Source organism: Paramagnetospirillum marisnigri, assembly GCF_001650715.1.
GTDB classification, from domain to species: domain Bacteria; phylum Pseudomonadota; class Alphaproteobacteria; order Rhodospirillales; family Magnetospirillaceae; genus Phaeospirillum; species Phaeospirillum marisnigri.
In genome coordinates, this window is sequence record NZ_LWQT01000088.1 from 173,083 (window position 1) to 196,024 (window position 22,942).

The 22,942-nt window shown below is 66.8% G+C and carries 20 protein-coding genes; 6 read left to right on the top strand and 14 right to left on the bottom strand.

What is annotated here, in order from left to right:
• The first annotated feature begins 88 nt into the window (after positions 1 to 88).
• Both A6A04_RS16795 and A6A04_RS16800 read left to right on the top strand, forming a co-directional pair.
• Entirely contained in the window at positions 89 to 2,017 is a 1,929-nt protein-coding gene (locus A6A04_RS16795) for an ATP-dependent helicase (protein ID WP_068494928.1), read from the top strand.
• Between the two features lie 343 nt (positions 2,018 to 2,360).
• The gene (locus A6A04_RS16800; RefSeq protein WP_245651258.1) at positions 2,361 to 5,174 is read left to right on the top strand and encodes a coiled-coil domain-containing protein; all 2,814 of its coding nucleotides are present in this window, start codon (positions 2,361 to 2,363) and stop codon (positions 5,172 to 5,174) included.
• Between the two features lie 69 nt (positions 5,175 to 5,243).
• Here the strand turns inward: A6A04_RS16800 and A6A04_RS16805 are convergent, their stop codons facing one another.
• Complete coding sequence (locus A6A04_RS16805; RefSeq protein WP_068494931.1) at positions 5,244 to 5,645, bottom strand: HIT domain-containing protein; 402 nt, start codon at positions 5,643 to 5,645, stop codon at positions 5,244 to 5,246.
• A 76-nt stretch (positions 5,646 to 5,721) separates the two neighbouring features.
• Here A6A04_RS16805 and A6A04_RS16810 point away from each other — a divergent pair, with 76 nt between their 5' ends.
• Positions 5,722 to 6,888: an SGNH/GDSL hydrolase family protein gene (locus tag A6A04_RS16810; protein ID WP_068494933.1), complete on the top strand. Its 1,167-nt coding sequence runs from the start codon at positions 5,722 to 5,724 to the stop codon at positions 6,886 to 6,888.
• A 146-nt stretch (positions 6,889 to 7,034) separates the two neighbouring features.
• Positions 7,035 to 8,789: an AMP-binding protein gene (locus A6A04_RS16815; RefSeq protein WP_068494935.1), complete on the top strand. Its 1,755-nt coding sequence runs from the start codon at positions 7,035 to 7,037 to the stop codon at positions 8,787 to 8,789.
• A 24-nt stretch (positions 8,790 to 8,813) separates the two neighbouring features.
• On the opposite strand, the gene A6A04_RS16820 is transcribed toward A6A04_RS16815, so the two are convergent.
• Positions 8,814 to 9,020 (bottom strand): (2Fe-2S)-binding protein, encoded by a 207-nt coding sequence (locus A6A04_RS16820; RefSeq protein ID WP_068494937.1) that lies wholly within the window; start codon positions 9,018 to 9,020, stop codon positions 8,814 to 8,816.
• Positions 9,021 to 9,404: 384 nt separating this feature from the next.
• On the opposite strand from A6A04_RS16820, the gene A6A04_RS16825 reads away from it, so the two are divergent.
• Positions 9,405 to 10,799, top strand: coding sequence for a DEAD/DEAH box helicase (locus A6A04_RS16825; protein WP_068494939.1), 1,395 nt, complete (start codon positions 9,405 to 9,407; stop codon positions 10,797 to 10,799).
• An 8-nt stretch (positions 10,800 to 10,807) separates the two neighbouring features.
• Here the strand turns inward: A6A04_RS16825 and A6A04_RS16830 are convergent, their stop codons facing one another.
• On the bottom strand, positions 10,808 to 11,239 hold the full coding sequence (locus A6A04_RS16830; RefSeq protein ID WP_068494941.1) for an NUDIX hydrolase: 432 nt from the start codon (positions 11,237 to 11,239) through the stop codon (positions 10,808 to 10,810).
• Between the two features lie 119 nt (positions 11,240 to 11,358).
• On the opposite strand from A6A04_RS16830, the gene A6A04_RS16835 reads away from it, so the two are divergent.
• Positions 11,359 to 12,687 carry a sensor histidine kinase gene (locus tag A6A04_RS16835; protein ID WP_245651259.1) on the top strand — a complete coding sequence of 443 codons (1,329 nt, stop codon included), beginning with the start codon at positions 11,359 to 11,361 and terminating at the stop codon, positions 12,685 to 12,687.
• 4 nt (positions 12,688 to 12,691) lie between these two features.
• Here the strand turns inward: A6A04_RS16835 and A6A04_RS16840 are convergent, their stop codons facing one another.
• From A6A04_RS16840 to A6A04_RS16890, 11 genes are all read right to left on the bottom strand, one after another.
• Positions 12,692 to 13,930, bottom strand: a complete 1,239-nt coding sequence (locus tag A6A04_RS16840; RefSeq protein WP_245651260.1) for an MFS transporter — start codon at positions 13,928 to 13,930, stop codon at positions 12,692 to 12,694.
• Positions 13,920 to 14,723, bottom strand: coding sequence for a 4-hydroxy-2-oxoheptanedioate aldolase (gene hpaI / locus A6A04_RS16845; protein WP_068494946.1), 804 nt, complete (start codon positions 14,721 to 14,723; stop codon positions 13,920 to 13,922). Before hpaI ends, A6A04_RS16840 begins: the two co-directional genes overlap by 11 nt.
• 14 nt (positions 14,724 to 14,737) lie before the next feature.
• Entirely contained in the window at positions 14,738 to 15,544 is an 807-nt protein-coding gene (gene hpaH / locus A6A04_RS16850; RefSeq protein ID WP_068494948.1) for a 2-oxo-hept-4-ene-1,7-dioate hydratase, read from the bottom strand.
• Between the two features lie 4 nt (positions 15,545 to 15,548).
• Positions 15,549 to 15,938: a 5-carboxymethyl-2-hydroxymuconate Delta-isomerase gene (locus A6A04_RS16855; protein ID WP_068494950.1), complete on the bottom strand. Its 390-nt coding sequence runs from the start codon at positions 15,936 to 15,938 to the stop codon at positions 15,549 to 15,551.
• Between the two features lie 68 nt (positions 15,939 to 16,006).
• The gene (hpaD, locus tag A6A04_RS16860; protein ID WP_068494952.1) at positions 16,007 to 16,870 is read right to left on the bottom strand and encodes a 3,4-dihydroxyphenylacetate 2,3-dioxygenase; all 864 of its coding nucleotides are present in this window, start codon (positions 16,868 to 16,870) and stop codon (positions 16,007 to 16,009) included.
• Between the two features lie 60 nt (positions 16,871 to 16,930).
• On the bottom strand, positions 16,931 to 18,388 hold the full coding sequence (hpaE, locus tag A6A04_RS16865) for a 5-carboxymethyl-2-hydroxymuconate semialdehyde dehydrogenase (RefSeq protein WP_068494955.1): 1,458 nt from the start codon (positions 18,386 to 18,388) through the stop codon (positions 16,931 to 16,933).
• A gap of 4 nt (positions 18,389 to 18,392) precedes the next feature.
• Positions 18,393 to 19,154 carry a fumarylacetoacetate hydrolase family protein gene (locus tag A6A04_RS16870; protein WP_068494956.1) on the bottom strand — a complete coding sequence of 254 codons (762 nt, stop codon included), beginning with the start codon at positions 19,152 to 19,154 and terminating at the stop codon, positions 18,393 to 18,395.
• Positions 19,151 to 19,924, bottom strand: coding sequence for a fumarylacetoacetate hydrolase family protein (locus A6A04_RS16875; RefSeq protein WP_172822802.1), 774 nt, complete (start codon positions 19,922 to 19,924; stop codon positions 19,151 to 19,153). The genes A6A04_RS16870 and A6A04_RS16875 overlap by 4 nt, the downstream gene beginning before the upstream one ends.
• A 17-nt stretch (positions 19,925 to 19,941) precedes the next feature.
• Entirely contained in the window at positions 19,942 to 21,270 is a 1,329-nt protein-coding gene (locus A6A04_RS16880; protein WP_068494958.1) for a TRAP transporter large permease, read from the bottom strand.
• Positions 21,267 to 21,800: a TRAP transporter small permease gene (locus A6A04_RS16885; RefSeq protein WP_172822803.1), complete on the bottom strand. Its 534-nt coding sequence runs from the start codon at positions 21,798 to 21,800 to the stop codon at positions 21,267 to 21,269. Before A6A04_RS16885 ends, A6A04_RS16880 begins: the two co-directional genes overlap by 4 nt.
• A 49-nt stretch (positions 21,801 to 21,849) precedes the next feature.
• On the bottom strand, positions 21,850 to 22,905 hold the full coding sequence (locus A6A04_RS16890; RefSeq protein ID WP_068494960.1) for a TRAP transporter substrate-binding protein: 1,056 nt from the start codon (positions 22,903 to 22,905) through the stop codon (positions 21,850 to 21,852).
• Between the last annotated feature and the right edge of the window lie 37 nt (positions 22,906 to 22,942).

Here is a 22,942-nt window from a genome sequence, read left to right on the forward strand (position 1 = left end):
GGGCGATTTTAGCTAGATGAAGATAGGTTGGGGCCGAAAGGCACCAACCTATTGTGTGGAACGCCCTCGACCATATACTCTGCCGCCCATGACAGCCATCCCGGCGGCGGCCCCGGCCCCCATTCCCGAAAATCCCCTCGATCCCGACCAGCGCGCCGCCGCCGAGGCGACGGCCGCCTCCGTCCTGGTGCTGGCGGGGCCGGGAACCGGCAAGACCACCACCCTGGTGGGGCGCTATCTCCATCTGCTGGACGGCGGGGCGGTGCCGCTGCGCATCTTCGTGTCCACTTTCACGGCGCGGGCCGCCGACGAGATGCGCTTTCGCATCCAGGCCCGCCTGGAGGAGACCGGTCAGGCCCCCGATCCCGAACAGTTCCGCCGCCTGCCCATCGCCACCCTGCACGGCATGGCCGCCCGGTTGCTGGGGCGCAATCCACCGCCCGGCTGTCCGCCCTTCCGCATTTTCGACGAACGGGCTTCGGCCCGCATCGTCGCCCGTCACCGGCTGTATCTGTCCGACGAGAACAAGAAGCCGCTGGATGTGTTCGGCGCCTACAAGGACCGCCTGATGGACCCGGCGGCGGCCCTGGCCGAGGCCAAGGCCAAAAATGACACCGACCTGCTGGAGGCCGCCCAGAAATACGCCGCCTATCAGCGGGCGCTGGCCGAGGAAGGGGGCTTCGATTTCGGCGACCTGATCATGGCGCTGGTGGCGGCCATGGAAGCCCATCCCGACTACCGCGCCCGCATCGCCGGATTCTTCGACCATCTGCTGATCGACGAATACCAGGACATCAATCCCGCCCAGGAACGCATGCTGCGGCTGCTGCGCTCGGGCGGCGCCCGGCTGTGGGCGGTGGGCGACGACGACCAGTGCCTGTATGCCTGGCGCTCGGCCGATCCCGCCTATATCCTGGATTTCGAACGGGCCTGGCCCGATCCGGCGCTCTACCGGCTGGGGCGCAACTACCGCTCCACCGCCACTATCGTGCGGGCGGCCGGGGCGCTGATCCGGGGCAACCGCAAGCGCCACGCCAAGGAGCAGGTGCCGCATAACCCGTCGCGCCTCGCCCTGACCATCGCCGGGCTGGACGACGACCTGGACGAGGCCGCCTATGTGCTCCGCGTGGTGCGCGGTCTGGCTGGACGCGGCATGCCCTGGCACGAGATGGCGGTACTCTACCGCGCCGGACATGTGGGCTCGCGTATCCAGATCACCCTGGCCGAGGCCGGAATCCCGGTGGTGGTGCGGGGCTCGGGCGAATTCTGGCAACTGGCGCCGGTCCGTCTGGTGGTGGGCATGATCCGCCTGCTGCTCGATCCCCGCGACCTGGACGCCCGCGCCCTGCTGGGCCACGGCAAGCGGGTGGACAAGCTGATGGAGCAGGCCCCCGACAAGGTGGATGCCGCCGCGCCCTGGCCTGCCTTGTGCCGTCAGGTCGGGCGCCTGGTTTCGTCCACCGCCCGGCCGCCGGGAGAGGAAGGGGTACAGTGGCGCGACCTCTGCTTCACCGCTGCCGATCTGGCCGCCGAATGCGACGGGCTGGCGGCCTTCCTGCGGCTGATGGAGGAACAGCGCCGCTCGTTGCGCGACGCCGAGGCCGGGGGCGATGCGGTGGTGCTGTCCACCATTCACGGTGCCAAGGGCCTGGAATGGTCGGCGGTGGTGGTGGCGGGCTGCGAGGCCGATCTGATGCCCCACGACTCCTCTCCCGACCTGGAGGAGGAGCGCCGCCTGATGTATGTGGCCGCCACCCGGGCCAAGCGTTGGCTGGTCCTCAGCTTTGCCGCCGAGCGGCGCAAGCGCGCGGCGCCATCGCCCTATCTGGCCGAATTGCTGGCCGGTCTCGACCCCGATCAGATCCGCTTCCACGACGCCGCCAGCGAGGCCCGGTTGCGCCAGCCGCCACCCCGCCCGGAGGCGGCGAAGTCATCGGGCGGCAAGCGGCCCGAGCTTGCCCTGCCCAAGGTTCGAAGACCCCGCCGCCGACGGCTGCGGACGCCTGCCGAATCGTGACATTTCGCGAAATGTAGCAACGGGATCAGTGTTTGATTTTCGCGGATGAAAAAGGCATCCTGCGAGGCGCTATCCAAGGTCCGGGGGGGGCGGGGGAGCAGTTTCCGCCCATGTCTTGGAACACCATCCGGTGATAGCCGGTGTCCTGTCCGCGTGTGCGTCGCGTTGGCGGGGCGAGGGTTCATCCGTTGTCGTCCGACAGGTTGCGGGCGGTGGCGAGCCAGCAATTCCAGACGTTCAAGGTTGACTCATGGGTGACACGACGATGACCAGAGGCGAGACCGAGGCTGAGGATCCGGGGGCGAAGCCCGCTCCGGTGGTCGATACCCCGGAGAGGGACCCCGTGTCCGCCCCGCCTCTGCCGGTTCTGCGGTCTGAGCCCCTGGTCCCGTCCGCGCCGCCTTCGGGGGGAGGTGGAGGACGTCTCGGCCAGATCGTCGCCGTGGTCCTGTCGCTGGCCTGGATCGGCTTTTGCGGCAGCTACGTCAATTCGTCGCTGGGCTGGAGCAACCTGATCTTCATGCAGCCCCAGGAAGTGGGAGGGCTGGCCGGCGCCGCCTTCGTGCCCCTGGCCTTCCTCTGGCTGGTGATCGCCTATCTCGACCGCGCCCGCGAGCTGCGGGCGGTCTCGTCCGATATCCGTCTTCAGTTGTCCCGCCTGACCTATCCGGCCGAAGGCTCCGAGCACCGGGTCGCCGCCATCGCCGAGTCGCTTCGCTCGCAGGCCCAGCATCTGCTGCAGGCCTCGGCCGAGGCCTCGGGCAAGGGCGAGGCCATCCGTGACATGCTGGCCGCCCAGGTGGAAGCCATGACCACGGTGGTGGGGCGCGTCAACGGCGAGGCCCAGGCCGCCGTCGAGGCGCTGCGCCAGGAAGTGGACAGCCTGACCAAGGCCGCCGATACCGCCACCGCCCGGGCGCGCGAGATGGAGCATCTGCTGCGGGTCCAGACCCAGGATCTCAACACCGTCACCGAGACCTCGGCCACCCGTATCCGTGATTTCGGCGATTTGCTGCGCGGCCAGTTCGAGACCATCGAGGCCACCAGCGCCCGTGCCGCTGCCCGCGCCGATACCGTGGTCGAACAGGTGCGCGGCCAGACCGAGGCCCTTGACCGCACGTCCCAGAACGCGGTGGTGCGTGCCGAGCAGGTGGTTTCCATGTTCGAGCGCCAGTCCGCCAGTCTGGGCAGCTCGGCCGAGCAGGCCACCAACCGCACCGAAGTGGTGGCTACCGCGCTCGCCGAACGGGTCGATGCGCTGGAAACTCTGTTCACCCGCCAGAATACCGATCTCGATCTTGCCGCCGAACGGCTGGCGGAACAGACCAGTCGCATCTCCGCCTCGCTGCAGCAGCAGGCCACCGGCCTCGACCAGATCACCGAACGCGTGCTGTCGCGCGTCAAGATCGTCGAGGAAGCGCTGGGCGTGCAGTCGCGCGAGCTGGTCTCGGCTTCGGATCAGGCCATGGGCCGTTTCCGCGAGATCGAGGAAGTGCTGGCGCGCCATACCGACAACCTGCGCACTTCCGCCGATGAGGCCTCGACCCAGATGGGCGCGGTGGGCGAGGTCTTCGTCCAGCGCCGCGACGAGGTGGACGCCGCCGTGGAACGGGCCATCGGCCGCATCCGCGAAGTGGGCGAGGGCTTCCAGGCCCAGACCCGCGCCCTGTCCGCCGCCTCGGACCAGATGAGCGTGCGCGGCCGCGAAGTGGCCGAGACCCTGCGTCTGCATATCGAGGACCTCAACAAGGGCGCCGAACGGGCCGCCGCCCAGGCCGAGGCCATCCGCCAGTCGCTGCGGAAGCAGGCCGACGAACTGGCCGACGCCGCCAATGTGGTCTCGACCCAGTCCAAGCTGTCGGAAGCCTCGCTGAACCAGCAGTCGCGTCATCTCATCGCCACCTCGGATCAGGTGATGGGCCGCGTCAAGGGCATCGCCGACACGCTGCGCCAGAACACCAACGACCTGATCGCCATGTCGTCCCGCGTCGGCGTCGAACTGGAAGCGGTGGGCGAGGCGTTGCGCCAGCGCACCACCGATGTGGGCACCGCCGCCGCCCGCGCCCAGGCCGAGACCACCAGCGTCGCCGAGGTGCTGGAAAAGCGGTCCGAGCAGTTGGGCCATGTGGCCGAGCAGTTGGGATCGCGCGTGCGCGCCGCCACCGAAGTGCTGCGCAAGCAGACCGAGCAGGTGGTCATTTCCGCCGACCAGGCCGAGGCCTCGGTGGGCGGCGTCGGCGAAAGCCTGCGGGTGCAGTCCCAGTCCCTGGCCCGGGTGGCCGACGATTCCACCGATGTGCTCAAGGCCTTCGGCGCCGCCATCCAGCAGAACGCGGTGGAACTGGGCGAGGCCGCCCAACAGGTGTTCGCCCAGTCCCAGACGGCTGGCGATGCCTTGCGCACCATCAGCCGCGATTTCGAGGAAGCCTCCAACAAGACCGCCGCCCAGGTCACCGCCGCCGGCGATATGCTGCGCGCCGGTATCCGCGACCTCACCGCCTCGTCGGAACGCATCACCGCCCAGGTCCGGGCGGCGGGTGACGGATTGCGCCGTCATGCCTCGGACCTGCAGGAAGCCACCGAACGCACCAGCGCCAAGCTGGAAGCCGCCTTCGAGATGGTGCGCACCAAGTCCAACGATCTCGGCATTACCGGCGATCGTCTGGCCCAGCAGGCGGAAAGCTTCTCCAACAGCTTCGCGCGCCAGATCGACGAACTGGTCAATGCCTCCAAGCTTGCGGAACTGCGCACCGGCCAGATGGAAGAGAAGCGGGCCCAGGCCTCGGTGGAGCATTTCCTCCAGAACGCCGCCTTCATCGTCGAGAAGCTGCAGAGCCTGTCGGTGGATATCGGACGCATCTTCAACGCCAATATCGACGAGAAGGCCTGGCGCGATTTCCATGCCGGCGACCAGAGCATCTTCGTGCGCAAGATTCTCAAGAATCTGGACAAGCACCAGATGTCGTCCATCAAGAACAAGTTCGAGGACGATGGCGAGTTCCGCGAATACGTCACCCGCTATCTGGCCGAGTTCGAGACCCTGCTGAGCCAGGCCCGCAACTCCGACCACATGGACGTCCTGACCGGAACCTTCACCTCGTCCGAGGTGGGCAAGCTTTATCTGGTGCTGGCCCGTTCGCTGGGCCGTCTGGAATAGGCTTGGTCCATCCCATGAATGACGGCGCCGGAGCGATCCGGCGCCGTTTTCATTTTCGGCCGCACCGCCTCACTTCAGGATGTCGCGCAGTTCCATCAGGCGATTGGTCAGGGCCTCGTCGGTATAGGGCTGGGACGGGGCGGCGCCCCAGACAGGCTTCGGCCAGGCGGCGTCGGTGGTGAAGCGGGCGATGACGTGGACATGCAGTTGCGGCACCATGTTGCCCAGGGCGGCCACATTGATGCGGTCGGGGCGAGCATGGACGCGCAGGCCTTCGGAGGCGCGGGTCACCTCCTCCATCAGGGCGGCCCGATGTTCGGGGCCGAGATCGGTCAGTTCGTTCACTCCATCCCGGCGGGGCACCAGCACCAGCCAGGGGTAGTTGGCGTCCTTCATCAGCAGTACCCGGCACAGCGGCCAGTCGGTGATGGCGATGGTATCTGCCTCCAGTCTGGGATGAAGGACGAACATGCCTGATTTCTCCTCATTGCTCCCTTGGCGCAATCGCGGTATCACCAAGGCCTCGCCATCGTAAGGTATTTGCCGGATGCGTCGGAAACAATCGAATCCGCTGGGCCGCCTGTTCGTTTCGGTCTCGGTGATCCTGCTATGCTCGGTGATCGGCATCACCATCGCCGAGACCGCCTCCAATTGGGCCTTGAAGATGCTGCGGGCGAAACGCCCGTCCTTCGCCATCAGCTGGACCCCCGACGATATCCGCAAGCTGTATGATACCGACGATGTCGCCCGCTACGAACAGATCATGTCGGAAAGCTGGCGCCAGTCCGATACCGTCTACAGCCCGTTCGTCGAGTACAAGATGACGCCCTACAAGGGCAAGCATTTCAATATCGCCGAGGATGGCTATCGCTCCAATGGCCGGGCGGGCCAGGAACTGGCGGCGGCCGGGCCGAAGGTCTTCGTCTATGGCGGCTCCACCGCCATGGGTATCGGCGTCGCCGACGACGAAACCATTCCGGCGCAGGTGGAAAAGGCGTTGGCGGCGGCCGGGCGCGACGATGTCCAGGTGTTCAATTTCGCCGTTGTGTCGTATTTCTCGACCCAGGAACGCATCGCCCTGGAACGCCAGCTCACCGCCGGGGTCAAGCCCGATGTGGCGGTGTTCGTCGATGGCCTCAACGATTTCTACTACTGCACCATTCCCGACGTCTCGGCCTGGAACGAGCGTCTGACCCAGTTGACCCGGGCGCGGTCCCGCATGCCCATCGCCCTGGAATTGTCGCACCGGTCCTCGGTGGTGCAGTTGGCCCGCCATCTGGGCGGAGACAAGTCGGTGATGGTGCGCGAATGGGGCAGCTTCTGCGAGACCGAGGCCGATGTGGACAAGGTCATCACCCGGCTGGACACCAACCGCCGCCTGATCGACGCGGCGGGCGAGCGTTTGGGATTCAAGACCCTGTTCGTGCAGCAGCCGGTGCCGACCTATACCTACGATAACCGCAAGCGGCCGTTCCCGGTGAAGGAGGAGGCCCTGGGCTATCACATGAACTCGGCGCGGGGGTATCCCAAGATGGCGCTGATGAAGTCCGAGGGGCGGCTGTGGGACAAGGGCTTGCTGTGGCTGGCCGAGGAAGAGCCCGCCGATGCCAATGCCTATATCGACACTGTGCACTATTCACCGCGTTTCAATAGGCTGATCGGCGAGCGCATCGCCTCGGCCATTCTGGACGGCGGCATGCTGGCGCCGCGCTGAGCTTTTTTGATGCTGCATCGGTGGTCTGCGTTACGCGTGGTTGCGCGCAAGGCGGGGCTTGACCCAATATGACGGCGAAGGTGGGGAGCAGGATGCCTGGGGAGGTCCGGCAGTCATCCACCGCCGCACAGGTTTCGGGAGGACGCATGGCTTCGGCGAAGTCCGGTAAGACCAGCGAGGAAAAGAACATTGCCCAGGGCTTTTCCTGGGATGAATTCGCGGTTGAACTGGCGGGATCGGCATCCGGCCCGTTAAATCTCGGCGCTGCCTGCACCGACCGCCATGTGGCGGCGGGACGCGGTGATGCCGTGGCAATCCGCTGGATTGGCCGCCACCAGGACCGTCGCAATATCGGATATGACGAACTGGCGGCCTGGTCCGGCCGGATCGCCGCCGTTCTGTCCGAACTGGGGCTCGGCCACGGGGATAGCGTGGCGGTGCTGCTGGATCGCGTCCCCGAGCTTTATGCCTCGGCCCTGGGAATCTGGAAAGCCGCCGGTGTCTATTGCCCGCTGTCGGGTGCCTTCGGCCCGGGTCCGCTGAAGGCCAGGCTGGATGTGGGGCAGGCCCGTATCCTGATCGCCTCGGAAGATCTATATCTGCGTAAGCTGGTTTCCAGCCGCGCGGCATTGGACGGCCTGCGCCAGGTCCTGCTGGTCCGCGCCGAGGATGCGACGGGTCCGTTGCCCGAAGGGTGCCTCGATTTCAAGGCCCTGGTGGATGGCGCCACGCCCATGGCGGCGCATTCCACCAAGGCCGAAGATCCCGCCTTCCTGCATTTCACCAGCGGCACCACCGGCACCCCGAAGGGGGTTGTCCATGCCCATGGCGCGGTTCTCGGCCATCTGATGACCGGGCGGGCGGTATTCGGCTTGACCGAGGCGGATGTCTTCTGGTGCACCGCCGATCCCGGCTGGGTCACCAGCACCGCCTATGGCGTCATCGCCCCGCTGGTCTGCGGCGCCACCTTGCTGGTGGATGAAGCGGATGTGGAGCCCCGGCGCTGGTACGGCATCCTGCACGACGAGAAGGTGACCGCCTGGTACACCACCCCGACGGCGATCCGCACCATGATGCGTTTCGGCGCCGCCCTGGCCCGCTCCTATCGCGACAACAGCCTGCGGGTGGCCGCCAGCGTGGGCGAGCCGCTGAACGCCGAGGCGGTGAGCTGGGGAGCCAAGGCCCTGGGCGTGCCCTTCCTGGATACCTGGTGGCAGACCGAGACCGGCGCCATCATCATCGCCAACGCTCCCGGCCAGGGGCGTCGCCCCGGCTCCATGGGGCGCGTCCTGCCTGGGGTCGAGGCCGCCGTGGTTCGATGCGAGGACGGCGCGGCCCAGATGGTGACGGATGCCGATACGGTCGGCGAACTGGCGTTGCGCCAGGGGTGGCCCGCCATGTTCTCGCGCTATATCGGCGGCGATGACCGGGTCGGCAAATGCTGCCGCGATGGCTGGTATTTCACTGGCGATCTCGTCCGGCGCGATGCCGATGGCTTCTTCTGGTTCGTGGGGCGCGCCGACGACATGATCAAATGCGGCGCCCAGCAGATCGGCCCCTTCGAGGTGGAAGGCATGCTGATGGACCATCCGGCGGTGGCCGAGGTGGGAGTGGTCAGCAAGCCCGACCTGCTGCTGCGGGAGGTGCCGGTGGCCTTCGCCTCGCTCAATCCCGGCTTCGAGGCGGGCGATGCGCTTCGGGCCGAACTGCTGTCCTTTGCCCGCCAGGAACTCGGTGCCGCCCTGGCGCCGCGCGAAATTCACTTCATTGCCGAACTGCCCAAGACCTCCACGGGCAAGATCCTGCGGCGGGCGCTCAAGGCGAGGGCGGTGGCGGAACTGGACGGCAACGAGCTGTTGCCCGACCTGCCGCCTTGTCCCGGGCGCTTCGACGACGAATAAGTGTGGGAGACGGGGCGGCGGAACTCAGTTCCGCTTGCCGCAGGGACAGCCCGCCGTCTTGCCGCAGCCGCCCTTGGACTCGTCCACCAGTTCGCGCATGGTGGAAACGCATTTGCCGCATTGGGGCTTGGCGTTGAACTGCCGGAACACCTGACTGGGATTGCCTGCGCCCTCGGCTACGGCGCTGCGCACCTGACGGTCCGTGAATCCGTGGCAGAGGCAGACATACATGGCGAACTCTCCGGTAGGGTCCCGAACGTCACTATGAGCATGATAATGACTCGCATCACGGATTCCAACATATTTTTTGGGTGATAGCGATTCGCATGCTGGCGGGAGCGGCGGCGCTTGACTTTGCACCGCAAGTAGCGCAGGGTCGCCTCGCTCCGGACGATCCGCGTTCGGCTGCTCGAGGACAGCGCGCACGGCGCCACATGGTCTCCTAGCAAAGACCGGCCGCCTTCCGTCCCGAGCCCAGACTCCCTTGCCCATAGCCCCATGGCCGCGCGCCCAGGGAACGATCCGGACCCGCAGCCCGCGGGTTTATCCCGCTGTCGTCCGCCGCCGCCCAAGGGGTTGGCGCGATCACGACGCCTTGTTGAAGAAAGAGACCTGATGACGTTGTTTTCCGAACTCGGCCTGGCCGAACCCCTGTTGAAGGCCCTTGAGTCCGAGGGTTACACCACGCCGACCCCGATCCAGGAACAGACCATCCCCCATCTGCTGGAAGGCCGCGACATGCTGGGCCTGGCCCAGACCGGCACCGGCAAGACCGCGTCCTTCGCGCTGCCGATCCTGCAGCGCCTGGACCAGATCAAGCAGCGCGCCATGCCCAAGAGCACCCGCGTTCTGGTGCTGACCCCCACCCGCGAACTGGCGGTGCAGGTCGGCCAAAGCTTCAAGACCTATGGCTGCCACTACCGTCTGCGCCACGCCCTGGTGTTCGGCGGCGTCGGCATGGTCCCCCAGATCAAGAGCATGGCGGGCGGCGTCGACATCCTGGTCGCCACCCCCGGCCGTCTGCTGGACCTGATGAACCAGGGCGCCATCCGTCTCGACTCGGTCGAGGTGCTGGTGCTGGACGAGGCCGACCGCATGCTGGACATGGGCTTCATCCTGCCCATCCGCAAGATCGTTGCCGCCATCCCGAAGTCGCGCCAGACCGTGCTGTTCTCGGCCACCATGCCGGAAACCATCGTTGGCCTGGCCGATAGCGTGCTGCACCGTCCGGTCAAGGTGGAAGTCACCCCCGCCGCCACCACGGTGGAAAAGATCGACCAGAAGGTGATGTTCGTTGACCGCGAGAACAAGCGCACCCTGCTGGCCGAGCTGCTGGGCTGCCCCAGCGTCGGCCGCGCCCTGGTCTTCACCCGCACCAAGCACGGTGCCAACCGGGTCGCCGAACTGCTGGAGAAGGAAGGCATCACCGCCGACGCCATCCACGGCAACAAGTCGCAGGGCGCCCGCCAGAAGGCCCTGGCCGATTTCCGTGACGGCCGCATCAAGGCGCTGGTGGCCACCGACATCGCCGCGCGCGGCATCGATGTGGACGGCGTCACCCATGTGATCAATTTCGAGCTGCCCAACGAGCCGGAAAGCTATGTCCACCGCATCGGGCGCACCGCCCGCGCCGGGGCCAGCGGCATCGCGCTCAGCCTGTGCGACGCCGAGGAAGTGTCGTATCTGCGGGCCATCGAGAAGACCATCCGCCAAGCGGTGCCGGTGGATTACGAGCACGCCTTCCATGCGCCGCACATCGCGTCGCGCGGTTCGGGCAAGCCCAAGCCCCGCGTCCAGGCTCCCCGTCCGCCCCAGGCGCGGCCGCAGGCCGGACGCGGCGGCAACCCCCATGGCGAGCATGCCCATGCGGCCAAGCCCGGCGGGCATGGCCATGGCGGCGCCGGTCGCCCGGCCCAGTCCTCATCCCGTCCGGCCCAGGGCGGCAAGCCCCAGGGCAAGCCGGGCTTCAAGGGTCTGCCCGGTGGCGGCCGCACCGCCGCCCGGGGATAGGTCTCGGTCTATCGGGGCGGCAGGGCCATGCGGGCCAGCCGCCCCACATTGCTGCTGCAGACCAGGCCGGGATCATCGATCTCGGTCAGGCTGAACCAGCCGACATCGGCGGCATCATCGGCCGCCACCGCCTCGCCCGCCAGCCAGCGGCAGGCCACCACGTTCAGCACGAAATGATATCGGACGCGGCCCCCGGCATCGGGGGTGATGACGTCGAACACGTCCACCACCTTGTCCGCCTCGGCGACCAGGCCGGTTTCCTCGGACAGTTCGCGCAGGGCGGCGGCCAGCACCGTCTCGCCCAGTTCCACCAAGCCGCCGGGAAAACCCCATTTGCCCTTGTCGGGCTCCTTGGCCCGCAAGACCATCAGAACCCGGTCGTCGCGGGTGACCAGGGCCAGGACGCCGAGCAGGGGATGGGACGGGTATTGTCTGGGCATCGGAACGACACTCACTGAAAGTCATGACTATGGCCCTGGCCGTAGGGCCTGTCATTCGTATCAACTTGACCATTGGTATGGGAACACTAAGCTTGAGCCCAGGTGACCCTTCGGTAAGGATGCGGATAATCACTCAGATCACGTCAAGCGCCCAGGCGACTGTGCTGAAAGGGGCGGCATTGGCTGCGCTGGTGGCCTTGCCGTCGGGGGCCGCCCTGTGGGCCGCAGCGGGACCGACACCGCTGGTGCTCGGTTGCCTGTGCCTGTCTCCGTTTCTGGGGGCGGTGGCCGGTGCGGCCATGGACCGGCGCCACCGGAACCGCAGGGCCAGCAGCGAGGAACGCAGCCAGGCCTTGCTGGCCAGCGTGCAGCGGGTGGCGCAGCTCGGCATCGCCGAGCGCTCCTTGAGAAGCGGCCAATCCCTCTGGTCCGATGAATTTCATGCCATCCTGGGGTTGACCCCGGGTGAGGTCCAGCCGTCCATGTCGCTGTTCCTGGACTGCGTCCATCCCTCGGACCGCGCCGAGGTCGAGGCCGCGCTGGAGCTTGTGGCGAAGGAAGGGCGGCGGCTGGAGCGGAATTTCCGCATCATCCGCCCCGATGGCGACATCCGTATCATCAACGGCCGGGCTGAGGTGGAGGTGGATGCGGCGGGGACGCCGATCCGGCTGGATTCCATCATCCAGGACGTGACCGAAAGGAAGCGGCTGGAAGACGAGCTGGACGGGCTGATCCGCGAGTTGTGGCGCTCCAACGAAGAGCTGGAGCAGTTCGCCTATGTCGCCTCCCATGACCTGCGCCAGCCGTTGCGGGTGGTGGGCAGCTATGTTTCGCTGCTGGAAGAGGAGCTTCAGGGCAACCTCAACGGCGATGCCCAGGAATATATGGGCTTCGTGCGGGACGGCGTGCGGCGCATGGACCGGCTGATCAATGATCTGCTGACCTATTCCCGCGTCGGCCGTATCGCCACCGACCAGCAGGTCAGCCTGGAACAGGCCCTGGCCTCGGCCACCGCCGATCTGCAATTCGAAATCGAGGAATCGGGGGCGCGGGTACGGGCCGATGGCGAATTGCCGGTGGTGATGGGCGATCAGAGCGAGATGGAACGCCTGTTCCTCAATCTGATCGGCAATGCGGTCAAGTACCGCAGCCCCGAGCGGCCGCCCGAGATCGTGGTGGCCTGCCACGACCTGGAGGACGCCTGGCGGATCAGCGTCACGGATAATGGCATCGGCATTCCCGTCGAGCATGCCGAACGGGTGTTCGGTATCTTCCAGCGCCTGCACGCCCGCGATGAATTCGAAGGAACCGGCGTTGGCCTTGCCATCGTCAAGAAGATCGTGGAGCGCCATGGCGGCGGCATCCGGGTGGAGACCGACCGGGCCGAGGGGACCTGTGTCACGTTCACCTGGCCGAAAGCCCGGGTGATGGCCGAGTTCCCCGCCTGATCCCTCAGCCGTGATCTTCCCCCGCCGCCACCGCGCGGCGCAGATCGGCCGAATGCCAGCCCATCCAGCCGGCCCCCGCCAGGACCAGGACCGCCTCCAGCCCCAAGGCGAGGCCGGTACCCCAGGCGGCGGCCAGGGCACCCGCCGCCAGTCCGCCCAGTGCATCCATGCCGAACCGCAGCGCCGTGAAATAGGAAATGACCCGTCCCCGGATGCGATCCGGAGTCAGGGATTGCAGGATGGCGTTGGTGGAAACATTGACCGAGGAAATGCCCAGGCCCAGCCCGAAGGCGGCCACCAGGGCCAGGTCCAGACGGCTGGTGGCGGCCAGGGCGGCGAGGCCCAGGGTGGAGATGCCCCAGCCCGCCAGCACCAGTCTCAGCAGCGGCGGGATGCCCTGGCGCGACGCCACCAGCATGGTGGCGGCAAGAGCGCCGCCGCCGGTGGCGCCCAGCAGCCAGCCGAGGGTGCGGGCATCGCCGCCGAACACCTCCTTGGCCAGTACCGGCATCAGCACCAGATAGGCCGAACCCGTCAGATTGATGGCGGCGACACTGGCCAGCAGCACCCGGATGGGCAGGCTGGAGCGGGCGAAGCCGATGCCTTCGCGCAAGGTCTCCATCAGCCCCCCGCTGGTGGCGGGACGGGGCGGCGAGGGCAGCCGGGCCACCGCCGCCGCCACGCCCAGGAACGAGGCTGCATTGATGGCGAAACAGGCGGCTTCCGAGGTCAGGGCCAGGATCAGACCGGCGAGCGGCGGCCCGACGAAGCGGGCGGAATTGAACAGTGAGGCGTTCAGGGCAATGGCGTTGCGCAGATGTGACCGGTCGTCCACCAACTGGCTCAGCATGGTCTGGCGCAGCGGCGTGTCGACGCTGTTCAGCACGCCGAACACCCCGGCCAGGGCCACCAGATGCCAGGGCTGGACCATATCCAGGGCGGTCAGCACCGCCAGGGCGGCGGCCTGGGTGATCATCAGCGCCTGCACCGCCAGGAATAGGCGGCGACGGTCGAAACGGTCGATGATCAGTCCCGCCAGGGGCGAGACCACCAGTTGCGGCGCCTGGGTCAGGAAGGCGGTGACCCCCAGCAGCGCCGCCGAGCCGGTCAGGCGATAGACCAGCCAGCTCATGGCGACGCTCTGGATCCAGGTGCCCAGGATCGACACCGCCTGGCCGAGGAAATAGCGGCGGTAACGCGGCGCCTCCAGGGCGCGGAAGGTCTTGGGAAGGCTAATAACCACCGCGATCCGCCGGGGCGGGGGCGGCGACATCCTTGAACGTGGCCGCCAGCGCCGCCAGCCCCCGGCTGAGCACCATGGTGTCGATGCCCACCGCCACGAACCCGGCCCCCGCCGCCAGATATTTGCGCGCCAAGGCCTCGTCGGCGGACAGGATGCCGCTGGGCACCTTCAGCTGCTTCAGCTTGGCCAGGGCGGTCTCGATGGCGGCCTGGACCTCGGGATGGGAAGGCTGGCCGAGATGGCCCAGCGAGGCGGCCAGATCGGCCGGGCCGATGAAGATGCCGTCGACGCCCTCGGTCAGGGCGATGGCCTCCAGATTGTCCAGGCCCCTGGCGGTCTCGATCTGCAACAGCAGGCACAGCTCGTCCGACGCGGTTTTGAGATAGTCGCCCACCCGGCCCCAGCCCGAGGCCCGCGCCAGCGCCGCGCCGACACCCCGGATGCCGCGCGGCGGGTAGTGCATGGCGGCGACGGTGGCGGCGGCCTGTTCGGCGCTCTCGATCATGGGCACCAGCAGGGTCTGGGCACCGATATCGAGCATCTGCTTGATCAGGGCGGCGTCGCCGATCACCGGCCGCAGGATGGGATGGGAGGGATAGGCCGCCACCGCCTGCAACTGGGCCAGCAGCAGCGGCACGTCGTTGGGGGCGTGCTCGCCATCCAGCAGCAGCCAGTCGAACCCCGCCCCGGCGCACAGTTCGGCGGTATAGGCATTGGCCAGACCCAGCCACAGGCCGATCTGAGGGCGGCCCTCGGCCAGGGCGCGCTTGAAGGGATTGGCGGCGGGCGGCATGGGCGTTCTTCTCCTTACACGAAGCGGCAGGCGATGGCGCCCAGCGGCCCGTAATCCACATGGAAAGTGTCGCCCGCCCGCGCCGGTACCGGCCGGGTGAAGGATCCGGCCAGAACCACCTGACCCGGCTCCAGGGCGATGCCGTGGGGGGCGAAGCGCTTGGCTAGCCAGGCGATGCCGTTGCCGGGATGGTTGAGGACCCCGGCGGCGACTCCGGTTTCCTCGATGACACCGTTGCGATACATGATGGCGGCCACCCAGCGCAAGTCCACGTCCATGGGCCGCACCGGCCGTCCACCCATGACGATGCCCGCATTGGCGGCGTTGTCGGCGATGGTGTCGAACACCTTGCGCGGGCGCTTGCTGGCGGGATCGATGCGATGGCAGCGGGCGTCGATGATCTCCAGCGCCGGAATGACATAGTCGGTGGCGGAGAGCACCTGCGGCAGGGTGACGGCCTCGCCTTCCAGCCGGTGCTTCAGGATGAAGGCCAGTTCCACCTCCACCATGGGGAGGATGAACCGTTCCAGCGGGATATCGGTGCCGTCGGCGAACAGCATGTCGTCGAGCAGGGTGCCGTAATCGGGCTCGTCGATCTGCGAGGATTGCTGCATGGCCCGCGAGGTCAGGCCGATCTTGTGGCCGATCACCGCGCGGCCTTCCCTGATCTTGGTATCGACCCAGGCCTTCTGGACGGCATAGCCATCGGCGATGGTCATGTCTGGATGGTCCAGGGATATCTGGCCGCACTGGACGCGGCTTTGTTCGGCCTGATGCAGGCGGGCGGCGGCGGTGGCGATCTGGTCGGGCGAGAGCGGCATGGGATCAGGCCTTCTTGAAACGGGCGTGGACGTTGTTGTGCTTGTAGGTGGCGCCCTCGTCGAACTCGTATAGCTCCATGGACAGGGCGAAATATCCGGCGGCGAACAGCGGCGCGAAATGATCCTTCATCATCTCGAACAACTCGTCGCAGGTCTTCTTCTTGACCGCCTCGCTGCGCCCGGCCCCGATCTTCAATGTGGCGTGGACGAAGGCATAGTCCTCCTGGTCGTCGGCCATGACATAGTCGTGCAGCTCGATGGCCCTGGCCCGAATGCCGCCGATGGGATAGATGCCGCCCTGGTCGAGCAGGACACAGGTGACCTTCTTCAGCATTCCCCGGATATCGGCCCGGTCCTTGATGTTGTCGGTGTACTCGGCGATGAAGTGGGGCATGGCTTGTCGTCCTTCTGGCCTCGGCGTTCCCCTCCCCCACCGAAGGCGGGGGAGGGAGACAGGGGGGATCAAGCCGCCACGGGGAAGACCGCGTTGACCTGGCCGGTACCCGCCGCCTCGAAATACGGCGTGACGATCTCGACCTTCTTGTCATAGCTGTCCCAGCCCAGCGCCCCCAGCAGCATGGCGGTGTCGTGCATCAGCCCCTCGCCGTGGCAGGTCTTGGCGTAGAGCGGCAGCATGGCGGTGAATTCCTTGAAACGGCCTTCCTTCCACAGGTCCAGCGCCCGCAGGTCCACCTGCTTGTAGAACTCGTTGGAGATGGTGAAGAAGTGATCCATGGTCTTCAGCGCGGTGTTGGGATGGATGGCGTGCGACAGCGAGCCCGAGGCGACGATGGCGTAGTTGCCCTCGGATTCCTCGATGGCCTTGCGGATGGCCTTGCCCACCGTGGCCGATTCCATATGGTCGTGGACGGTGCACAGACAGGCCACCGACACCACCTTGAAGCCGTATTCCTTGGCGCCCATCAGCCACATGGGGATCAGGGTGCCGTATTCCAGCTCCAGGCTGTCGATGTGGTGCGAGCGCACCGTGACGCCCATCTCCTCGGTGGCGATCTTGGCGATCTTATCGGCCATCTCGGGATTGCCCACATGCTCATAGGGCATGTCGGCAAGCAGATGGGGGAATTCGTTGGAGGTGAAGACCCCCTTGAAATGGGCATTGCCGTTGATGTGATAGGCGTTGTTGACCAGCCAGTGGGTATCGAGAACGATGACGGTCTCGACCCCCAATTCCTTCATGCGGCGTCCCATCTCGCGATGGCCGTCGACGGCGGACTGGCGGCAGCCCTTGAACGGGCCGTCCTGCTCGGACAGATACATGGTGGGGACGTGAGCGACCTTGGCCGCGAAAACCAGCTTACCCATGGGAACTCTCCTCTCTCGTGAAGCTCTGTTGCTGACGGATCCGGTCTTGGGACCGGTTATTCACACCCCCCAACGGGGGATGTGGTGGCTGCCCTTGGAGACGCAGACATTCTTGACCTCCAGGAAGGCCTCATAGGAGTAGTGGCCGCCCTCGCGGCCGGTGCCCGAGCCCTTGATGCCGCCGAAGGGCTGGCGCAGGTCGCGGACATTCTGGGAATTGACGAAGACCAGTCCGGCCTCGATACCCTCGGCCATGCGGATGGCCCGGGCGCCGTTCTCGGTCCAGACATAGGAGGCGAGGCCGTAGGTGGTGGCATTGGCCAGCCGCAGCGCCTCGGCCTCGTCCTTGAAGCGGATGACGCAGGCGACGGGGCCGAAGATTTCCTCCTGGGCGACGCGCCAGGAATTATCCACATCGGCCAGGACGGTGGGACGGACGAAGTTGCCGTTCCTCAAATGCGACGCCAAGCCCGGCGGCTCGCCCAATCCGCCCGCCACCACCCGGGCGCCTTCCTTGATCCCCAGTTCGATATAGCTGGTGACCTTCTTCCAGTGGTCGCGGGTGATCATGGGGCCGACATTGGTGGCCTCCTCCAGCGGGTCGCCCACCACCACCTTCTCGGTGCGCGCCGCTAGGGCGGCCACGAAGCGGTCGTAGAGGGAGTCCTGCACCAGGATGCGGGTGCCGTTGGTGCAGCTTTCGCCGTTATTGCCATAGACGGCGACGATGGCGGCATCCAGGGCGCGCTCGAAGTCGCAGTCGTCGAAGATGATGTTGGGCGACTTGCCGCCCAGCTCCATGGAGTACTTCTTCAGCCCGCCCGCCTGGATGATGCGGTTGCCGGTGGCGGTGGAGCCGGTGAAGGAGACGCCGCGCACATCGGGGTGCTTGACCAGGGCTTCGCCCACCGCCGCGCCATAGCCGTGGACGATGTTGAACACCCCCGCCGGAATGCCGGCTTCCAGCACCAGCTGGCCCAGCCGGTCGGCCGACAGCGGCGACAGCTCGCTCATCTTCAGCACGGCGGTGTTGCCAAAGGCGAGGCAGGGCGCCGTCTTCCAGGTGGCGGTCATGAAGGGCACGTTCCACGGCGAGATCAGGCCCACCACCCCCACCGGCTGGTACAAGGTGTAGTTCAGGTGGTCGTTGGTGGGATAGGTCTCGCCGTCCACATGGCAACAGGTGTCGGCGAAGAAGTAGAAATTGTCGGCGGCGCGCGGCACCAGCATCTTCTTGGTGCGCCAATAGGACTGCCCGGTATCGGTGCTTTCCAGCTTGGCGATCTCGTCCACATGCTGGTTGATCAGGTCGCCGACCTTGCGCAGCAGCCTGGCGCGTTGGGCGGCGGGCAGGCCCGCCCATTTGGGAAAGGCGTCCTTGGCGGCGGCGACCGCCTCGGCGACCTCGCGCTCGCCTCCGGCGGCGATCTCGCAGATCACCTCGTTGTTGGACGGGTTGAGATTGGCGATGGTGGTCGGGCTTTCGACCGAACGGCCGTTGATCAGGTGCTTGATCATCGCATCAGCTCCGCTGGAAATAGGTTTCGTCATCGACGATGGTGTTGAGCAGTCGGCCGACGCCTTCGACCTCGGTGACCACCTGGTCGCCGGGCTTGACGTCGACGATGCCGTCGGGGGTGCCGGTCAGGATCACGTCGCCGGGCGCCAGCGTCATGAACGAGGACAGGTATTCGATCAGGGCGGGCACGCCGAACACCATGTCGCGTGTATTGCCCGCCTGAACCTGGACACCGTTGACGAAGGTGCGGATGTCGAGGGCCATGGGATCGGCCACGTCGTCCCTGTCCACCATCCACGGCCCCAGCACGGTGCAGCCGTCGCGGTTCTTGGTGCGCAGATTGGGGCGGTAGTAGTTCTGCAGGTAATTGCGGATGGCGTAGTCGTTGGCCACCGAATAGCCCGCCACGAAGTCATAGGCGTCCTTGGCCTTCACCTCGCGGGCGGTGCGCCCGATGATCACCGCCAGTTCGCATTCGTAATGCATGAACTCGGCATCGGCGGGCTTGCGGGTGACGGCGCGGTGGCCGACATAGGTGCCTGGCCCCTTGAGGAAGGCCAGGGGCTTTTCCGGCGCCTTGAAGGCCAGCTCCTTGGCGTGGTCGGCATAGTTGATGGCCAGGGCGAAGGTGGTGCCGGGCTCGACGGGGGGCAGCCATACCACCCGATCTTCCGCCACGGCGCGGCCATCGGCCAGGATCACCTGGTCGTTCTCGACCCGGGCGTGGTGAATGGCGCCGTTATAGGCGACGCGGGCGCGCTTCATGCCAAGCCCTCCTCGATGGTGCAGTCCAGGGCGCCCAGTCCATCGACCTCGATGCGGATGGAATCGCCGCGCCCGGCGGTGGGAACGGCGCCGACCGGATGGCCCAGGGTCAGCACGTCGCCCTCGGCCAGGGTCATGAAGTCGGTGACGTCGGCGATCAGGCGGGAGGGAGAGCGGACCAGATCGTCGAAGCGGCGTTCGGCCACCAGGCTGCCGTTGACATAGGTCTTCACCACCAGCTTGGCCGGGTCGCCGATGCGGGCGGCATCCACCACCCAGGGGCCGACCGGGCAGGCGCCGTCGAAGCACTTCTCCTGCACCGGCGGGCGATAGACGCTGGCATTGGGCACGGAGAGGTCGAGCACGATGGTATAGCCGCCCACCGCGTCCAGGGCGGTGGCGGGATCGGCCCGGCCGATGGAGCGCCGGAACACCATGCCGATGCTGGCGCCCAGTTCGACCCGCTCGGAGTAGGCGGGCAGGCGCACCCGTCCGCCATGGCCGAGATGGGTGTTGCGGGGCTTGAAATACAGCACCGGCACCGTGGGCGGTGCCACATAGGGCTTGTCGTGCAATTGGGGGCCGAAGCGGTCCAGGGTGGCGGACTCGTTCAGCAGCGGGCCATAGATCCAGCCGGTGACGGCGGGGGCGAAGCCGCCATCCGGGATGGCCACGACGCGGCCGCCCAGGTCAAGGCCCTGTCCGTCATCGGTGACCGGCGCCACCAGCGGTGCCGTCGATCCGGGAAAGTTGATACGTGCCAGACGCATGGTCATGATCCTTGGGTTCAGCCGGTCACATGGACCAGCCACAGGCAAAGCGGCGGGAAGAACACCAGCACCAGGATTCGGATGAAGTCCGAGGCCAGGAAGGGCAGCACCCCCAGGGCGGTTTCCTTCAGCGGCACGTCCTTGGCGATCTTGTTGATGACGTAGAGATTCATGCCCACCGGCGGATGGACCAGGCCGATCTCGACCACCATCAGGGCGACGATGCCGAACCAGATGGATTTGTCTTCCAGGCTCATGCCGTGGAATTCCAGGCCGAGCACCACCGGATAGAAGATGGGAATGGTCAGCAGGATCATGGCCAGCGAGTCCATGACGCAGCCCAGCAGCACATAGATGCCGATGATGGTGAACAGGACCAGGACCGGCGGCATGCCGCTGTTCTTGACCCAATTGGCCAGTTCGGTGGGCATCTGGGTCAGGGCCAGGGCGGAATTCAGCAGATCGGCGCCGATCAGCACCATGAAGATCATGGCAGTGGCGATGGCGGTACCGAAGATGCTTTGCTTGACGTCCTTGAGCTTCATGCCGCCCGAGGCCACGGCGATGATGCCGCAGGCCGCCGCGCCGATGGAGGCCGCCTCGGTGGGATTGGCCCAGCCGCCATAGATGCCGACGATCACCACCAGGAAGACCAGCAGCACCGGCAGGATGCCGATCTGGGCCAGCAGCATCTGCTTCAGCGGCACCCGCTCGGAGGCTGGGCCCGCCTTGGGGTCCAGGGTGACGATGATGCGGATCACCGCCATATAGCCCAGCGCCGCGACCACGCCGGGAATGACGGCGGCCACGAACAGCTTGCCGATACTTTCCTGGGTCAGCACCGCATAGATCACCAGCGGCACCGAGGGCGGGATCAGGATGCCGAGCGTTCCGCCCGCCGCCAGGGTGCCGGTGGCCAGACGGCCGGAATAGTTGTGGCGGCGCAGCTCCGGCAGCGCCACCTGCCCCATGGTGGCGGCGGTGGCCAGGGACGAGCCGCAGATGGCCCCGAAAGCGGCGCAGGCGGCGGTGGCGGCATAGGCCAGCCCACCCCGGAAATGGCCGATCAGGGTTCCGGCGGCATGGAACAGGGCCTTGGACAAGCCGCCATGGGTGGCGAACTGGCCCATCAGGATGAACAGCGGGATCACCGCCAGGTCGTAATTGGACAGCCGGGCATAGACCAGATTGTTCAAGGTGAACAGCAAGGCGTTGGTGTCGCCCCGGTTGATCACCAGATAGATGCCGGTGGCGGCCAGGAACATGGCGACGCCGATATGGATGCGGACCACTAGCATCAGCATCAGGATGCCGAAGGCGATCAGGCCGAGCTCGGTTCCGCTCATTTGGGGTCCTCCAGGCCGACGGTGAATTCCACGATGGTGCGGTAGATGGCGCACAGGCCGGTCAGGGCCAGGCTGGGCACCATCAGCGCCACCGGGATCCACAGCGGCAGGGCCAGCAATGGCGACACCTCGCCGGTGGTGCGGCCGTCCAGCGCCTGGAAGCCGGTGCGCCAGGCCAATGCCGCCAGCACCAGGGCCAGCAGGGCATCGCCCACGGCGTCGAATTTGCGCTTCACCTCGGGGCGGCAGCCCTCGGTGAAGAACTCCACCCGCAGATGGTCGCCGCGCAGGGTGCATAGCGGGATGAAGGCGGCGGCCGCGATGGCGCTGCCCATCTGCATCAGTTCCACATCGCCGTTGACCGGCTGGAAGCCGAGCTTGCGGCTGATGATGGAAACCAGGGACATCACCACCAGCGCCATCAGGGTGATGCCTCCGGTCCAGGCCATGGCCTCGGCGGTACGGTTCAGCCATGCGTCGATGACGTCGTGGGCCGACCGCTCGGCGGGCGGATAAAGCATTTCCGTCATGGGACGATTCCTTCGCGAAAGAAGGGTTGGCGGCCTAGGCCGCCAGCCGTCAGTTCTGGGCGGGGAAGTACTTGGCCGACAGGGCGTGCGCCCCGGCCGCCAGGGCCTTGCCATCCAGATTGCGGGCGGAAACGTCCTTCACCCACTCGTCCTCGACCGGCTTGGCGGCGTCACGCATGGCCTGATAGGGCGCGGGCTCCAGATTGGTGACGGTGGTGCCGGGAATGGTGGCGGCGTATTTCAGATTGGCGGCGGTGACGTCGTCCCACACCTTGCCGAAGGCTTCCACCAGCACCGGGCCGGAATTGCGGTCGATCACCGCCTTCAGATCGGCGGGAAGCGAGTCGTATTTGGCCTTGTTCATCAGCACGGACAGAACGGTGGCCACCGGGAAGGGGCGACCGGTGGGCGGCGCGATGTGGAACTTGGTGACCTCGTCGATCTTGGTGGGGCGCATCAGCTCCCACGGTAGCAGGCCACCATCCACCACGCCCTTGGCGATGGCGTCGGCCACCTGGGACGGCGGCATGGACACCGGGACACCGCCCAGGGACTGCAAGGTCTTGGCGGCCAGGCGGGTGGGGGTGCGCAGCTTCAGGCCCTTGACCTCGGCCAGGGACTTCACGTCGGTATTGGCGGTGTGGAACAGGCCGCCGCCATCGATATGCACCGCCAGAACCTTGTAGGCGGCGAACTCATCCTTGGCAAACTGGGTGTAGTAGTCCCAGGTCATGCGGCTGCCGTCCAGGGCGTTGGCCACCATGAAGGGCAGCTCCAGCGCCTCGATGGCGGGGAAGCGACCGGCGGAATAGCCCGGCGCGGTCCAGACGATGTCGGCGACGCCGTTCCTCACCTGATCCACCAGCTGCGAGGGCGTGCCGCCCAACTGCATGGCCGGGAAGATCTGACACTTGATGCGATTGGCGGATTCCGCGGCGATCTTGTCGCACCACGGGCCGATGACCTGGGCATGGGCGGGGGCGACGGGGGGCAGGAAATGGGCGAATTTCAGCACCACCTCATCGGCCGCCTCGGCCCGGGGGGCGGCGGTGACGGCGCAAAGCGCCAGGGCGGCGAGACTGATGGCAGCGGTCCTGATACGCATGGTTTCCTCCGTGTTTTGCCGTCGACCGGGTCCGGGT

Excerpts from the sequence above, each read along its gene's own strand:
- A6A04_RS16795 (WP_068494928.1), top strand. The coding sequence starts at position 89 with ATGACAGCCATCCCGGCGGCGGCCCCGGCCCCCATTCCCGAAAATCCC.
- A6A04_RS16805 (WP_068494931.1), bottom strand. The coding sequence starts at position 5,645 with ATGTTCGTCCTTCATCCCAGACTGGAGGCAGATACCATCGCCATCACC.
- A6A04_RS16810 (WP_068494933.1), top strand. The coding sequence starts at position 5,722 with ATGCGTCGGAAACAATCGAATCCGCTGGGCCGCCTGTTCGTTTCGGTC.
- A6A04_RS16815 (WP_068494935.1), top strand. The coding sequence starts at position 7,035 with ATGGCTTCGGCGAAGTCCGGTAAGACCAGCGAGGAAAAGAACATTGCC.
- A6A04_RS16820 (WP_068494937.1), bottom strand. The coding sequence starts at position 9,020 with ATGTATGTCTGCCTCTGCCACGGATTCACGGACCGTCAGGTGCGCAGC.
- A6A04_RS16825 (WP_068494939.1), top strand. The coding sequence starts at position 9,405 with ATGACGTTGTTTTCCGAACTCGGCCTGGCCGAACCCCTGTTGAAGGCC.
- A6A04_RS16830 (WP_068494941.1), bottom strand. The coding sequence starts at position 11,239 with ATGCCCAGACAATACCCGTCCCATCCCCTGCTCGGCGTCCTGGCCCTG.
- A6A04_RS16835 (WP_245651259.1), top strand. The coding sequence starts at position 11,359 with ATGCGGATAATCACTCAGATCACGTCAAGCGCCCAGGCGACTGTGCTG.
- hpaI (WP_068494946.1), bottom strand. The coding sequence starts at position 14,723 with ATGCCGCCCGCCGCCAATCCCTTCAAGCGCGCCCTGGCCGAGGGCCGC.
- hpaH (WP_068494948.1), bottom strand. The coding sequence starts at position 15,544 with ATGCCGCTCTCGCCCGACCAGATCGCCACCGCCGCCGCCCGCCTGCAT.
- A6A04_RS16855 (WP_068494950.1), bottom strand. The coding sequence starts at position 15,938 with ATGCCCCACTTCATCGCCGAGTACACCGACAACATCAAGGACCGGGCC.
- hpaD (WP_068494952.1), bottom strand. The coding sequence starts at position 16,870 with ATGGGTAAGCTGGTTTTCGCGGCCAAGGTCGCTCACGTCCCCACCATG.
- hpaE (WP_068494955.1), bottom strand. The coding sequence starts at position 18,388 with ATGATCAAGCACCTGATCAACGGCCGTTCGGTCGAAAGCCCGACCACC.
- A6A04_RS16870 (WP_068494956.1), bottom strand. The coding sequence starts at position 19,154 with ATGAAGCGCGCCCGCGTCGCCTATAACGGCGCCATTCACCACGCCCGG.
- A6A04_RS16875 (WP_172822802.1), bottom strand. The coding sequence starts at position 19,924 with ATGCGTCTGGCACGTATCAACTTTCCCGGATCGACGGCACCGCTGGTG.
- A6A04_RS16880 (WP_068494958.1), bottom strand. The coding sequence starts at position 21,270 with ATGAGCGGAACCGAGCTCGGCCTGATCGCCTTCGGCATCCTGATGCTG.
- A6A04_RS16885 (WP_172822803.1), bottom strand. The coding sequence starts at position 21,800 with ATGACGGAAATGCTTTATCCGCCCGCCGAGCGGTCGGCCCACGACGTC.
- A6A04_RS16890 (WP_068494960.1), bottom strand. The coding sequence starts at position 22,905 with ATGCGTATCAGGACCGCTGCCATCAGTCTCGCCGCCCTGGCGCTTTGC.